At 60.6% G+C, this 13,016-nt stretch carries 14 protein-coding genes; 7 read left to right on the top strand and 7 right to left on the bottom strand.

Going from position 1 to position 13,016, the window contains the following annotated elements; all coding sequences use genetic code 11:
* The first annotated feature begins 528 nt into the window (after nucleotides 1-528).
* Both ATK06_RS04115 and ATK06_RS04110 read left to right on the top strand, forming a co-directional pair.
* Nucleotides 529-1,458, top strand: a complete 930-nt coding sequence (locus tag ATK06_RS04115; protein ID WP_053072868.1) for a type IV toxin-antitoxin system AbiEi family antitoxin domain-containing protein — start codon at nucleotides 529-531, stop codon at nucleotides 1,456-1,458.
* A 5-nt stretch (nucleotides 1,459-1,463) separates the two neighbouring features.
* Entirely contained in the window at nucleotides 1,464-2,405 is a 942-nt protein-coding gene (locus ATK06_RS04110; protein WP_098388884.1) for a nucleotidyl transferase AbiEii/AbiGii toxin family protein, read from the top strand.
* 4 nt (nucleotides 2,406-2,409) lie between these two features.
* Here the strand turns inward: ATK06_RS04110 and msrA are convergent, their stop codons facing one another.
* On the bottom strand, nucleotides 2,410-3,072 hold the full coding sequence (msrA, locus tag ATK06_RS04105) for a peptide-methionine (S)-S-oxide reductase MsrA (protein ID WP_048381150.1): 663 nt from the start codon (nucleotides 3,070-3,072) through the stop codon (nucleotides 2,410-2,412).
* A gap of 252 nt (nucleotides 3,073-3,324) precedes the next feature.
* Between msrA and ATK06_RS04100 the strand changes: the two genes are divergently transcribed.
* Nucleotides 3,325-3,927 (top strand): superoxide dismutase, encoded by a 603-nt coding sequence (locus ATK06_RS04100; RefSeq protein ID WP_048381148.1) that lies wholly within the window; start codon nucleotides 3,325-3,327, stop codon nucleotides 3,925-3,927.
* A gap of 592 nt (nucleotides 3,928-4,519) precedes the next feature.
* Here ATK06_RS04100 and ATK06_RS04095 read toward each other — a convergent pair.
* A complete protein-coding gene (locus ATK06_RS04095) occupies nucleotides 4,520-5,458 on the bottom strand; it encodes a LysR family transcriptional regulator (RefSeq protein WP_098388883.1) in 939 nt (312 codons plus the stop codon).
* A gap of 54 nt (nucleotides 5,459-5,512) precedes the next feature.
* Here ATK06_RS04095 and ATK06_RS04090 point away from each other — a divergent pair, with 54 nt between their 5' ends.
* Nucleotides 5,513-6,736: an MFS transporter gene (locus ATK06_RS04090; RefSeq protein ID WP_098388882.1), complete on the top strand. Its 1,224-nt coding sequence runs from the start codon at nucleotides 5,513-5,515 to the stop codon at nucleotides 6,734-6,736.
* On the opposite strand, the gene ATK06_RS04085 is transcribed toward ATK06_RS04090, so the two are convergent.
* Complete coding sequence (locus ATK06_RS04085; RefSeq protein WP_231913561.1) at nucleotides 6,695-8,281, bottom strand: TM0106 family RecB-like putative nuclease; 1,587 nt, start codon at nucleotides 8,279-8,281, stop codon at nucleotides 6,695-6,697. The two genes, ATK06_RS04090 and ATK06_RS04085, sit on opposite strands and share 42 nt — an antisense overlap.
* A 78-nt stretch (nucleotides 8,282-8,359) precedes the next feature.
* On the opposite strand from ATK06_RS04085, the gene ATK06_RS04080 reads away from it, so the two are divergent.
* The gene (locus tag ATK06_RS04080; RefSeq protein ID WP_048381147.1) at nucleotides 8,360-8,992 is read left to right on the top strand and encodes a DUF6474 family protein; all 633 of its coding nucleotides are present in this window, start codon (nucleotides 8,360-8,362) and stop codon (nucleotides 8,990-8,992) included.
* Nucleotides 8,993-9,144: 152 nt separating this feature from the next.
* Nucleotides 9,145-9,477 carry a histone-like nucleoid-structuring protein Lsr2 gene (locus tag ATK06_RS04075; protein ID WP_048381145.1) on the top strand — a complete coding sequence of 111 codons (333 nt, stop codon included), beginning with the start codon at nucleotides 9,145-9,147 and terminating at the stop codon, nucleotides 9,475-9,477.
* Between the two features lie 65 nt (nucleotides 9,478-9,542).
* Here ATK06_RS04075 and ATK06_RS04070 read toward each other — a convergent pair whose 3' ends face one another.
* On the bottom strand, nucleotides 9,543-10,193 hold the full coding sequence (locus ATK06_RS04070; RefSeq protein WP_048381144.1) for a LuxR C-terminal-related transcriptional regulator: 651 nt from the start codon (nucleotides 10,191-10,193) through the stop codon (nucleotides 9,543-9,545).
* Nucleotides 10,194-10,277: 84 nt separating this feature from the next.
* Nucleotides 10,278-11,513, bottom strand: coding sequence for a sensor histidine kinase (locus ATK06_RS04065; RefSeq protein WP_048381142.1), 1,236 nt, complete (start codon nucleotides 11,511-11,513; stop codon nucleotides 10,278-10,280).
* On the opposite strand from ATK06_RS04065, the gene ATK06_RS04060 reads away from it, so the two are divergent.
* Nucleotides 11,512-12,069 (top strand): DUF2020 domain-containing protein, encoded by a 558-nt coding sequence (locus tag ATK06_RS04060; RefSeq protein WP_048381140.1) that lies wholly within the window; start codon nucleotides 11,512-11,514, stop codon nucleotides 12,067-12,069. The two genes, ATK06_RS04065 and ATK06_RS04060, sit on opposite strands and share 2 nt — an antisense overlap.
* A gap of 12 nt (nucleotides 12,070-12,081) precedes the next feature.
* On the opposite strand, the gene ATK06_RS11205 is transcribed toward ATK06_RS04060, so the two are convergent.
* The gene (locus ATK06_RS11205) at nucleotides 12,082-12,237 is read right to left on the bottom strand and encodes a hypothetical protein (protein ID WP_048381138.1); all 156 of its coding nucleotides are present in this window, start codon (nucleotides 12,235-12,237) and stop codon (nucleotides 12,082-12,084) included.
* Nucleotides 12,230-13,009 (bottom strand): class E sortase, encoded by a 780-nt coding sequence (locus ATK06_RS04050; RefSeq protein ID WP_048381136.1) that lies wholly within the window; start codon nucleotides 13,007-13,009, stop codon nucleotides 12,230-12,232. The genes ATK06_RS11205 and ATK06_RS04050 overlap by 8 nt, the downstream gene beginning before the upstream one ends.
* Nucleotides 13,010-13,016: the final 7 nt, after the last annotated feature.

The following is a 13,016-nucleotide window of genomic DNA, read 5'->3' as shown; positions in this document are numbered from 1 at the left end:
CTGGGTGATAATTATTCACCTCTCAACCTCACACCAACCAAGAAGCGACAATCTAAACTTCACAACACCCACCGGAAGGGAGAATCCGTGGCGCGCTCGCGCGCCTCCTTCCGGTTCACGTGTTTTTGTGTAGGGGCGTGGGCAGAAAAGGACCGGCGCAAAAGCGCCGGGCAGACTATTGTCATCCGGCTTGGCAGCGTTGCACTTAAAGGTGCGGGTGAATATTTGGTGCACTTTCTTGATCGACACCCTTGGCTGACATCTTTAATACGCCAGGTCGCGGATACTCCGGAGATAATCACCACCTCGCGCATACAAGATGCGCACTAAATATTCATGAAACCTCACGCGACTCCGTCGACCATACCGACTGTGACGAGCGCGCGTATTCACAAAGTATATGCGAGCGAGAGGGTCAATTATGCTTCGTTTGTATCACTATCACGCTTGGATTGTATCGTTTAGAGTGATACATTTGAAGCAGAACTGCACCGGCCAACACTACACGTGAGAGGAGTTTGGTTCGAAGTGAATTCCACGGAGGCTCTTGAAACGTTAGAGCTAGCAGCGGCGCACCAATGGGGAATCATTTCCACTGCTCAAGCCGAGCAGGAGGGAATTTCTCGTTTACAGATAAGCAGACTCAGTAAGCGTGGGATTCTCCAACGAGCTCGGCACGGTATCTACTACCTACCGTCGATACGCAATGATCAAGCCACAGAAGTTAAAGCTGCGTGGATTGCGTTAGAGCCGGGGACTTTTGTTGACGACAGATGGGATTTAAACGAGACCATTGCAGTTTCGCACGAGTCGGCTGCACGTCTGCATAATATTGGAACGCTGATTCCAGCAAAACACTATTTTTCCGCCTCTCACAGGAAACAAACCACGCAACCCGACATTACGGTTTACTCCAACCACACATTACTGCCGGAAGAAATCGTAAATATGGATGGCCTGCCAGTGACTTCTATCGAAAGAACTATTTCAGACCTGGCAGCAACACATATTGAAAGAAACTACCTCGCCGATTTAGTCGCCGATGGGCTACGCAGAGAAGGCGTCAGCTTTGAGTCTGTCGCCCGGGCACTCAAACCCCACGCCCACGCCTACGGCTGCACAACTAGCGAAGAACTAGTCCAAGAACTCCAGGCAGAAGCAGTGCCATTAGAAGAACAACTCGACCAGATGCTGTCTGCCCTGCATTTTGCCGAAAACCTAGTGCGCAATCCCTCCCGTAGTTCAGAACACCAAAAAGTAGCCTCGGGCAAGGTCTTCGAGTTTAATGATGCTTTCGAGCGCGCTGTTTCACGCCACGTTGCTTTGGCGATGGAAGAAATCGGCAAGAAATTTCGCCAAAGTGTCGAAAAAAATATTTCCCTTCAAGAATGGCGCGTAGAACTCACTAAAGCTGTCGAGTATTCGCTTGAGCAGAAACACACGGACGAAACTAGGTAACCAACATGGCAGAGACCCCCAAGAAATCGAATGCAAGACGCAGAATCAACTCGCTAAACTCCCTCATCCGAAATGCAGCACGCCAAAACAGCAGGTCCGCCGACTCCGTCCGCTACCAGATAGTCTTCGAGGCTTTTCTTCGCCGCGTATTCCATAACGCGTCTACACCTTGGGTACTCACTGGAGGTGCTTCGTTATTACTACGCAACAGCCAGGGACGATTCACCATCGACTTAGACCTAGCGCGCGCCCAACAATGGAACTCTTTACAAAGCCTTGAAAAAGAGCTCGAGCATATTTGCCAAATCGACGATGGCGACGGTTTCAGTTTTGAAATCCGGAGGTTAGCACTGCTCCGAGATGAAGACGTCGAAGGATATATAGGCCCGAGTGTTGATGTCCAGATAATTGTTCGAATAGGGGCGCAGGAGTTTGCGAACTTCAAGATCGATATCACCACTCAGCGACATACTCAGGCTCCAATTGAACAAATAAAAGTTGCACCGCTGCTCAACTCCGTTGGGAAAACTATCATCTACGCGGACGATTTCTACATTTATTCCCCGCCAATTGGTAGCCAGTTAGCGGATAAAATCTGCGCCATGTATGAAGTCCACGGGAGTCAAAATAGACCCAGCACCCGCTATCACGATTTGATGGACATCGTGACAATGACCAGTACCCAAACCATTGATGGTCGCGTATTTATTAACGCTTTGCATCACGAATCCTCTAGGCGTGGTGTCGAACTTCCGGAGAAACTGGTATCCCCTAGTAAAGATTGGGATGCTCGCTATTATTCGCAAGCAACCAAACAGGCCCCATTCCCCAAAGAACTACATTCCTTGGAGGCATCTCTGGACTACGCCGGGCGGTGTATTAACCCCGCCCTTCGAGGACAAATCCAAGATGAAACGTGGAATCCAGAGAAGCAGTCTTGGCAATAAAGCCTTACTCAGGCAGGCCGCACGCGATGCCCGTCGAGTGGTGCGGGCAGTACCCATTAGGGACCTTGTGCAGATACTGCTGGTGCTCGTCCTCCGCGAGGTAATAGGTGCCCGCCGGCGTGTCGGCCAGGGGGCGAACTTCGGTGGTCACGCTGCCGAAGCCTTCGTCGGAAAGCTGGGTGGCATAGTGGTCGACAATTTCCTGCACCCGGCGCGCGTCGGCGGGGGTTGCGGTGTAGAAGGCGGAACGGTATTGCGTGCCGACGTCGTTACCCTGCCGGAAGCCCTGGGTCGGATCATGGGCCTCCAGCGCGATCTGCACAATCCTATCCAGGCTGATTACCGCGGGATCGAAGACGACTTCGACTACCTCCGTATGGTTCGTCCGCCCGGTGCATACCTCGCGGTACGTGGGGTTTTGCGTAACTCCCCCGGCGTAACCGACGGACGTGGACTCCACGCCGTCAGTCTCCCAATACATCTTTTCCGCGCCCCAGAAACAGCCAATCCCCACCCACAGGACAGACTGATTCTCCTTCCACGGCCCGGTAATCGGCGTACCTAACACGGCGTGCGGCTGCGGTTCCGGGAGCACCGGGTGACGGCCACCCTTGAGCGCTTCGCTTTCTGCTACGAGTTCAGGCTTCGGGCCAAATAGCCAGGCCATGGAAATCTCCTTTTCGTTGGGGGTGTGTACTGCTTTTAACGGTCAGGGTCGGCGAAAAATTCCGCGCCGACCGACCGCAACAAAACGACCGTCCCACTATCCGGTTTATTGAGTTAACTTATATTAACTTGCTATTTGATAGCGCTATTAAGCAGGTGTTTTGCAAATTTCTGCAACGTTAACCCTTGCAGAAATTGAAAAGCTACCTACCATGGGTGCCACGAATTAAACACTAAAGAAAGGACCTACAGCATGGCTGTTTACACCCTTCCAGAACTCGACTACGCATACGACGCACTCGAGCCACACATCTCCGCAGAGATCATGGAGATCCACCACACCAAGCACCACCAGACTTACGTCGACGGCGCTAACGCAACCCTCGAGGCACTCGAGAAGGCACGCGAAGAGGGCACCGACCAGAACCAGATTCGCGCACTCTCCAAGAACCTGGCATTCAACCTTGGTGGCCACACCAACCACTCCATCTTCTGGAAGAACCTTTCCCCAAACGGTGGCGGCGAACCAACCGGCGAACTTGCAGAAGCTATTAACCGCGACTTCGGCTCCTTCGAAAAGTTCAAGGACCACTTCTCCAACGCAGCACTGTCCCTGCAGGGCTCCGGTTGGGCAGTTCTCGGCTACGACCACGTCGCAGGCCGCCTCGTCATCGAGCAGATGACCGACCAGGCAGGCAACACCTCCATCAACCTGACCCCAATCCTCATGCTGGACATGTGGGAGCACGCTTTCTACCTCCAGTACAAGAACGTCAAGGCTGACTACGTCAAGGCAGTCTGGAACGTCTTCAACTGGGACGACGTCGCAGAGCGTTACGCAGCAGCAGCTAAGTAAAACGTTTTAGCGCTTCGACGCTTGGCGCTTAGCGCTTGATGCGCTTGGCGTGCGGCCGGCATCACTACGGTGATGCCGGCTTTCTGCATTTTCGGGGCCGGCGAACTGCGGCTTGAGCGCAAGGGAGCATCGGGGATGTGCATATTTATGAGCTGCACTTAATATCCCAGGTCGGCGGTTCGTTACCGGGAGTGCGCGACCTGGGCTGTTAAGGCTCGCTGATAATTATTCACCTCGCAACCTCACGCCAACCGCGAATCCGCGCTCCATATTTCAGGTGACCCACCGGATGGGGCAATCCGCGGCGCGCTTGCGCGCTACGTTCTGGCTCGCGCGCATCCTTGACTGACAAACCTGATACGCCAGGTCGCGCTCGAAGACCGAACTTTCACGACCTGGCGTATACAAGATGCGCACCAAATATTCACGCTAAAAACACCACCAGCACCACAGGCAACACACAATGGAGCAACCACGGATACGAACCCATGCGTACATCCGCATACTTACAAGCTGGCCTTAATAACCCAGGTCGCGCGCGCCACCCCACCGAAGCGTGACCTGGGATATTAAGTCTGGCTCATAAGGCCAGCTATTCCAGGCCCGCCAGGCCTTCCCAGTCCTGCAAAAACTCCAAAAACTGCGCCACCGCCGGCCCGACAGCCGGCCCCACCGCGCAACCCGCGCAACCCGCGCAACCCGAAACAGCGCCACCACCCGAACCATCCCCGCGCCAAGCAACGCCAAGTTCCCTGTACGCGGCAGGTTCGATGGGCCGGAGTTCGATGCCTAGGATCTGCAGGTTTGGGTCGCCAAGCGGTAGCAACGCGACGCCCAGGCCGGCAGCGACGAGTCCGGCGACTGTCGTGAGTTCCATCGATTCGAAGACCACGTCGGGGCGGAAACCGGCGGCCGCGGTGAGCGTGTCGAGGAGCGTGCGCGTCCCGTAGCCGGGCAGCATGCCGATCCACCGGGCGTCGGCAACGTCTTCCAAAGCGATCGGCCCGGAGCCTTCACCGGCCGGCACGGCGACGGCCAAACGCTGGCGCGCCAGTTGCTGCCACTGCATGTCGGGGTCCGGGCGTGGGCCTACGAGCGCCAGGTCAGAGGCGTCGGAGCGCACGCGGTCGAGGAGGTAGCTGGCCGCGCCTTGGTGGAGTTCGAAGTGGACGTCGGGGTGTTGGCGCCGGTATTCGCGCAGGATGTCCGGCACCATCCACGTGCCCAGCGAGTGCATGAAGTCCAGCCGGATAGTGCCGCGTTCGGGGTCCATGAGCCGGCGGACTTCGGCGCGCCCACCTTCGAGCGCGTCCAGTGCGGCGCGTGCGCGCACCACGAAGGCCCGCCCCCGGGTGTTGAGGACGAGCGAGCGCCCGGCGCGGTCGAAGAGGGTGGCTCCGGCGTACGTCTCAACGCGTGCTAATCGACGGCTCAGTGTCGGTTGGCCGATTCCTAGGGAGGAGGCGACGTCGATAAGCGGGTCCTGGCTGGTGGCCACGGCGAGGAAGCTACGCAGATCATCTATACCCATACCGCATACTTTAGGCCTATTATTCACATTTGACGCATATGAGAAGGTTGAGTCATGGCAATTTCACGTGGTACTCCCGGCTATACCAAAGCTGTTCTTGCGATGTTGTGTGCTGGCCTGGCCACTTTCAACGCCCTGTATTCCACGCAGGCGATTCTGCCGACCTTTGTCGCGGAGCTGGGCATGGACGTCTCGCATGCTTCGTTGCTCGTGTCCGCGGCGACGGGCGCGCTGGCTGTGTGCATCGTGCCGGCATCGATCCTGTCGGAACGATTTGGGCGCGGCACCGTGCTCATCACGAGCGCACTCGCGGCGACGGCCCTTGGCCTGGTCATCCCGCTGTTTACGGAACCGTGGCTGTTGATTGCGCTGCGTGGCCTGCAGGGCGTGCTCATCGCGGGCGTGCCGGCGGTGGCGATGACCTGGATTGCCGAGGAAATCCGCCCCCAGGACGTCGGGCATGCGATGGGTATCTATATTGCCGGGAACACGGTCGGGGGTTTGAGTGGGCGTATCATCCCGTCCGCGCTTCTGGAGGTGGTGAACTGGCAGGCCGCCATGTTCATTTCCGCGGGCGTGGCGCTGACCATGGCCGTCGCGCTGAGTGTCCTGCTGCCCCGCCAACAGAACTTCCGCCCGAAGCAGCTGCGCCTGGGCCGGGAGGTCCGCGCCATGGTCGGCCACTGGGCGAACCCGGGCCTGGCGTTGCTGTTCGCGTCCGCGTTCGTGGGCATGGGGTGCTTCGTGTCCATGTATAACTTGATTGGTTTCCGGTTGGTGGAAAAGTTCGGGATTTCCGAGGCCGCCGTGGGCGCTATCTTCTTTATGTATTTGGCGGGGACGTGGACGTCGGCACGCGCGGGCGCGATGGCCACGCGGTGGGGGCGCGGCCACGTCATGGGGATTGCCGCCGTGCTCTTCACGCTGGGTTTGCCGCTGATTGCGGCGCCGAACCTGTGGGTGGCCATCGTGGGGCTGTTTGTTTTCACGGCCTCATTCTTCGCGGTGCACTCCGTGGCGTCCGGATGGGTCGGCGTGACCGCTACCCGCGACCGCGCCGAGGCCTCGAGCATGTACTTGTTCTGCTATTACATGGGTTCTTCGATCATCGGCTGGCTGTCCGGCCTGATCTTCGCGCACTTCGGCTGGGTCGCCGTCATTGGTTGGTTGTGCGTTGGCGGGTGCGCGCTCATCGCGATTGCGCTGGCCAGCACGATGTACCGCCGCAGGGCTGTGCTAATCGACGACGCGCCGAACACCCGGGGCACCAGCGCTTAACCATGCACGCACGGCGCTGGTGGCGCGGCAGTCGTCTTCATTGTAGTCCAGCAGGCGCGCCCGGGCAGCCTCCGGGTCGCCGGGGTCAATCCCGCGGGCTTCGCGGTATGCGCTCACGGACTCTTCGCCCGCGAAACCGGACTCGCGCCAGTGAAACCCGGCGTGCGGGGCCACCACCTTCAGGCCCACGCCACCGGTCCCGATGAGCGAGGCCTTCACCGCCACGAACACGTCAATCCACTCGTCCGAGGCGATGAATTCCTCCACCTCCTCGAGGGTCGGCGCGCGCACACCCGCATACACCTGCCCGCCGAAGCGCCGCGCACTGCTGCGCAGCCAGTGGTTCTCCCCGCCCGCGGCGTAGCAATAAATGCCCACGGTCTGGCCGGCGGCCCGCGCACTTTCGACGGCGGCGCGCAACCACCCCCACATGCGCGCAAAGTTTTCACCTTCGGCCACCCCACCGAGCCCATCCCAGGTGGCGAAACCGTGGTAGGCGTGCCCGTCCCACAGTCCCCACAAGTAGGCGCCGTGATCCAGGTACGCCTCGACGTCGAGGTCGATTTCCACGTCGCGGCGCGGCACCGCCTGCACGCGGGCACGCGCCAGCACGTCCACGCCGTCGCGGTACGCCTGCGCCAGGGCGGACGCCTCCCCCAACTCCGCCGCCGCGAGTCCGGCAACCGTGCCTAAGCCCAATTCGCGGAACTGGCGAGCCTTATCGCCACGGAAGAGCAGCGAAATATCGTCACGCGCGCGCAGCTCCGGTTCGCACAGGTGCCAGAAGCGGCAGCCGTCGCATTCGCGCACGCGCAGCGGCCCCTCCGGGATCGGTTCGCGCATCGCCGTGACCGTGGCCTGCTCAAACCGGGCCAACTCCACCACGAACGTCCGCGTCCGATCCTGCCCGATAATCCCGGCCAGCCCACTATCCAGCCCGGCGGCGCGCAGCCCCCACGCCGCCAGCACGGCCTCATTGTGTTCGTGCGCGTACGCCTTGACCTTGTACTTTTCTTCCAGCGGCCGCCCGAGCCCCAGCCGTGCCGTCGCAATGACCTGCGCGCTCCCGCGCTCGGCACGCCGCCCAATCCGGTGGTTACTGATTACCACCGGCATATACGCCTCCCCCACGCGCACCAGCACCGGTACCTCCACGGACCAGGCCACGCCCTCAAACACGCCACTAAACGCCGCGCCCGTAATCAGGTGCGCCCCCGACGCCAGCGCGTCCAGGGTGGCCATTTCGCGCAACCACCGCGCACTTTCCTTGCTTATCGACGGCTCCTCCGGCGGGACGTCGTGACGTCGAAAAGCAACCCTGTCCCCGCGGGCAGCCCGCACCGGGAGCAGCTCCCACACCGCCTGCTCCGCCGACGCCATCCGCGCACGCCGCGCCAACGATTCCGGACCCGGCCCAATCTCCGGGTACGCGCGGCGCTGCGCCACCGCCCACTGGCAGCCGGATAAATCGCGAACCCCCATCGGCTGGGAAGCCGCCAACGCAATGCGCTGCGGGTCCGGTGCCACAAGTTCGGGGTTCGTCACAATTCCACTAGCTTAAAGGACTTTCCGGGTAATGTTGAAGTCTGTTAGAACAACCACCACAGACTAGGCTTAATACACATGGGACTTCTGGATAAAGCACTGAAAAAACGCGCACGCTACAAAGCAGAAATTAAGGCCGCCGAAAAGCGTGCCGCCGGCGAAGTAAAATCCGCCGCCAAAGCGGACCACCGTCGCGCGAAACTGCTCGCAAAACAGGAACGCGAATTACTTAAAGCAGAACGCAAAGGCCTGAAAGCTAAGCGCAAGCACGAAAAGCAGATGGCGGAGAAGAAACTCGCCCAGCTTAAAGCCGGCAAGTTCAACAAAGACAACGTGAAGCGGTGGACCGGCGCAGCCCGCCTCCTGGCTCCACTGGCAATTCCTGCCATCTATCGACTGGTTACCTCCGGTAAAGAAAAACTCAACGAACAGCGCGCACAAAAGTTTGGAATTACCCCCGACCAAATGGCCCAGTTTTCCGGCCACGGCGCACCATTAAAAGCCCGTATTGAAGGAATTCGTCGCAGCCTGAAGCGCGACGGCATCGCCCCTGGCCTGCGCCGGGACGTAGAGGACCGCCTCGACGAATTGTCCGCCGCCGTGGATAATGCCGAATACATGACCGATGAGCAGCGACGCCGCGCACATTCTTCGATTGAGCGTGATATCGACCAAGTCACTAATCAATTGCAGGAATCCATCCAGCGCTAAATCCCCTTTAAGCCCCGGTTATATTCTCCCGCAGAATATAACCGGGATTTTTATTCAATACATTTGCGCGCAATTATGTCATCGCAATTCATTTTCCGCTAAACTGCGCATTAAGCACTCAAATTTAAAAACTATACGAAAAGAGAAGGCTTATGGCGCGCAAAGAAATCACGCAATACTTTGACGATTTAGACGGAGCACCGCTTAACGACGACCAAGTGCACATCGTCCGGTTCTCCCTCGAAGGCACCAATTACGTCCTCGACCTCTCCGCGGAGAATGCCACGAAACTGCACGAGGCACTCCAGCCCTTTATCGACGTCGCCCGCAAGGAAACCGCCACCACCCGGCGCGCTACCGCACCACGCCGTAACAACCGCGCCAAGGAGATCCGCAAGTGGGCGCAGGACAACGGCTACGACGTCGCCGACCGCGGCAAGATCCCAACCGAGGTCATCGACGCCTACGACGCCGCGCATAAGTAAAACGGCGCACAACAGTAAAGGCCGCCGGAACGCACCAACGTTCCGGCGGCCTTTTCGCGCCCTTTTTAAATGACGCCCTGTTCGCGGGCGGCCGCGACGGCCGAGGTGCGGGAGCGCACACCCAGCTTGTCGTAGATGTGCACCAGGTGGGACTTCACGGTGGCCTCGGAGAGCATGAGGGTTTCGCCGATTTCGCGGTTCGAATTGCCGTCCGCCACCAGGCCCAAGACCTCGAGTTCGCGTGGGGTCAGGGAGGAGCGTGGGGTGCGGACGCGCGTCATCAACCGGTCCGCGACCACAGGCGACAGCGCGGAGTCACCCTCCGCCGCGGAGCGCACGGCCGCGAGCAGTTCTGCCGGTGGGGCATCCTTGAGCAGGTAGCCGACGGCACCGGATTCGATGGCGCCCAGGATGTCGGCGTCGGTGTCGTAGTTGGTGACCACCAGGATTTTCGGCGGGGTGGTCATCTGCTCCTTGATGGCCGCTGTGGCTTGCGCGCCGGTGGTCAGCTTGGTGCCTTCGACACCTGGGCCGAAGCGGAGGTCCATGAGGATAACATCAATGCCGCCGGCAAGCGCTGCGGAGATAGCGGCCTCGGCGGTTGCAACTTCGCCGATGACTTCGATGTCGTCTTCACCATCGAGGATTGCACGTAAGCCCATGCGGACGATCTCGTGGTCGTCGGCGAGCAGTACACGAATCTTTCGTCGGCCCATAGTGCAGGTCCTTCCTCATTGAGCGCCCAACTGCAGGCGCAGGTTAGTCTCCACAGATTGTACTCATATCCTCCACACTTTTCGCTACCCCTGGCCACCCCCGTCGCGGCGTACTGCAACACTGAGGGCCGTCCCCCTGCCCGGTGTGGATTCGATAGTCAGGGCGCTTCCAATCTCTTCGGCGCGGCGTCGTAAAGCAGAAAGTCCCACGTGGCCTAGTCCGGCTGGGCGCGCCTCGACGGCCGCGGGGTCGAAGCCGTCGCCGTTATCCACCACGTCCAGGCGGATCTCATCTTCCTCGTAGCTCAAGGTGATGCGTGCCTTCGATGCGTTCGCGTGCTTCATCACGTTGCCCACCGCGCCCTGCGCGATCCGCAGGAGGGCGGCCTCCACCTTCATGGGCAGCGGGTACGGCTCACCGACGACGTCCACGTCAATGACCGTCTGCGCACTCGCCCCATAACTGCGCGCCGCCCGGTTCAGCGCATCCTCCAGGGAATGCTCGCTTAACGACGCCGGCTGGAGCGCCGCAATCATGGCGCGGGCTTCCGCAAGATTGTCTGACGCCGTGGAACGTGCCTGCTCCAGCCGCTGTTCGATACGCTCCCGGTCGCCGGCGTCCATGTCCGCCTGGGCCAGATCCCGGGAGGCAACGTGCAACAGCATCTGGATAGACGACAGACCCTGGGCGACGGTGTCGTGAATCTCGTGGGCCAAGCGCTGCCGCTCCGCCGCCATACCCGCTGTACGCTGCGACTCCGCCAGCTCCGCCTGGGTGTTCAGCAACTCCTCGATGAGTTCCTGGCGGTCCTCACTGACCAGCCACAGGGTCCGGTAAGCGCTGTACACAATCACAATGATGAGGGCAGAAAAGCTCGGCCCCAATACGCCACCCGGCGTCAGGCCACCCGGGATTTGCACCCCAATCGTCAGTGCCGTCGCCGCAATCACCGCGACGACACCCCGCCAACCGTTGAGAACCCGCAGGTAAATGAAGCACAGCGGCATAATCAGGTACAAGGCCGCGCCCGTGATAGCCATGAGCATGATCCATACCGCCGTCAGGCTGACCAACCACGCCCACTGGCCCGGGATTGGCCACTTCTGCCAATTCCTATTCCCGTAGAAGAAGACGAACGCGTACAACCCACACAAGATCAGGTTGCTTAACGCCAGCTCCCACCCCATCGTCAGCGACTCCGACGCCGCCACAATCAAGAACACGCAGTTAATAATGAGCACGCTGTTCTGCAGGCTGGCCGTCGACATATTGACCCGCGCCGACACCTTCCGGCGCTGCTGCCCTAAAGTCGTTTTCATGCACACGAGCCTACCCAAGCGCACCCTCCTCGCCGGCCTCGCAGCCGCAACCCTTGCAGGGTGTGCGGCGCCCGAGCCTGCGCCCGCCCCCGCCCCGGCACCAGCGCCCACCACACACGCAGCCCCCGCCGTGCCGCTGACCGAAACGCCCGCCCACGACCGCACCGCCGCCGAGCCCTGCCCCTACCTGGACACCCAGTGGGTCGCAGACACCAATGGCCAGCGCGTCACCGGCAGTAACGTGGACACCCGCTTCGAGGTCCCCGCCTGCGTCTTCTGGTCCTACCCGGAGGAACCGCAGCTGGAAGTTATCGTGCGCCGTCTGGGCAGCGTCGCTGACGCGGGGGCGGTCGTCGACCACTTCGTGCCCGTCGCGGAATCAGAGCGTGCCGAACTCCCCGGCGGGTGGACCGGCGGGCGCATGGGCGCCACCGGGACCGGGGCGGCGTATGCGGTTGCACGGGAGGGGGACGCCGTGGTTGTGCGGACGAATCAGGAACAGTCCTTCAAGGCCGAGCAGGTTGCAGAAGAGGTCATCCGCACCGTCTTCGGCTGAGCCGCTAGCCGGTTAGTTCACCGCCACATCCGTGTACGGCATCTGCGTGGACACCCACGGGTAGACCACTTCCATGAGCAGGAAAAATATCGCCACCAGGGCCGCCAGCACGATCAGTATTTTCACCAGCGTCGGGCCGGGGAGGTGACGCCACAGCCAGCTATACATTCTTACCTCCTAGAACGGTGGGCACGACGCCGGGCTCTTTGGGTAGGGATTCGGTAAGCATGCCGTGCACGATCATGCGTTCCGCGTTGGAGAATTGCGGGTGGCACGTGGTCAGGGTGATCAGCGCCTCCAGGCCCTCGGGTGCCGCTTCGGTGTGGGGCAGGGGGTCGATGACGGCGACGTCGCTAGGCGTGGTGATGTAGCGTCCCTGCACATGCGCGTAGTCGCCGCCGGTGATGCGGACCTGCTGGTCGGGGCTGAAGCAGGACAGGTCCCCGCTGCCGGGGGTGGGCAGGACGCGGTAGATTTCCCACGTGGTTTGCGTCTCGACGACCAACGCATCGCACGTCTTCAGCGCGCCTAAGTCATTAAACGGCGCGCCCTTGCCCACGCGGTGCCCGGCGAGCGCAAAGTTCCCGGCCTGGCCGGCACCTTGGGTTTCGGGGTAATGCCCTGGCCCGGCGAGCAGCTGTTCCTCATTCGTGCCCTCGACGATGGCGAAGTGAAAGTCCGAACCGAAGTGCGGGATGTAGAGGCGGGCGAACGCGTTGCCCAGCTCCGGGGTGCCTTGGCCGCGCCGGTTTTCCCAGGTGTCCTCGAGTTGGGCGTTGGCCACTTCTTGTTTGCGGCCGGCTTCGAGGTTGGTCCAGAAGGATTCGTAGAACGCAAACAGGAGAACCAGCACGCCGACGGTCACGAAAATTTCACCGACGACCTGCGTGAAGGTTACTCGCGGGGCGTCCTTGCGCTCGCGCGTTGATGTCTGCGGCACCGGGCAC

It is taken from the genome of Corynebacterium renale, from assembly GCF_002563965.1.
GTDB lineage: Bacteria > Actinomycetota > Actinomycetes > Mycobacteriales > Mycobacteriaceae > Corynebacterium > Corynebacterium renale.
This window is presented reverse-complemented; position numbering and strand designations above follow the sequence as displayed.

Coding starts and splice junctions, on each gene's coding strand:
- ATK06_RS11205 (WP_048381138.1), bottom strand. CDS start 12,237: ATGTATAGCTGGCTGTGGCGTCACCTCCCCGGCCCGACGCTGGTGAAA.
- ATK06_RS04095 (WP_098388883.1), bottom strand. CDS start 5,458: ATGGGTATAGATGATCTGCGTAGCTTCCTCGCCGTGGCCACCAGCCAG.
- ATK06_RS04090 (WP_098388882.1), top strand. CDS start 5,513: ATGGCAATTTCACGTGGTACTCCCGGCTATACCAAAGCTGTTCTTGCG.
- ATK06_RS04100 (WP_048381148.1), top strand. CDS start 3,325: ATGGCTGTTTACACCCTTCCAGAACTCGACTACGCATACGACGCACTC.
- ATK06_RS04065 (WP_048381142.1), bottom strand. CDS start 11,513: ATGAAAACGACTTTAGGGCAGCAGCGCCGGAAGGTGTCGGCGCGGGTC.
- ATK06_RS04080 (WP_048381147.1), top strand. CDS start 8,360: ATGGGACTTCTGGATAAAGCACTGAAAAAACGCGCACGCTACAAAGCA.
- ATK06_RS04070 (WP_048381144.1), bottom strand. CDS start 10,193: ATGGGCCGACGAAAGATTCGTGTACTGCTCGCCGACGACCACGAGATC.
- ATK06_RS04060 (WP_048381140.1), top strand. CDS start 11,512: ATGCACACGAGCCTACCCAAGCGCACCCTCCTCGCCGGCCTCGCAGCC.
- msrA (WP_048381150.1), bottom strand. CDS start 3,072: ATGGCCTGGCTATTTGGCCCGAAGCCTGAACTCGTAGCAGAAAGCGAA.
- ATK06_RS04075 (WP_048381145.1), top strand. CDS start 9,145: ATGGCGCGCAAAGAAATCACGCAATACTTTGACGATTTAGACGGAGCA.
- ATK06_RS04110 (WP_098388884.1), top strand. CDS start 1,464: ATGGCAGAGACCCCCAAGAAATCGAATGCAAGACGCAGAATCAACTCG.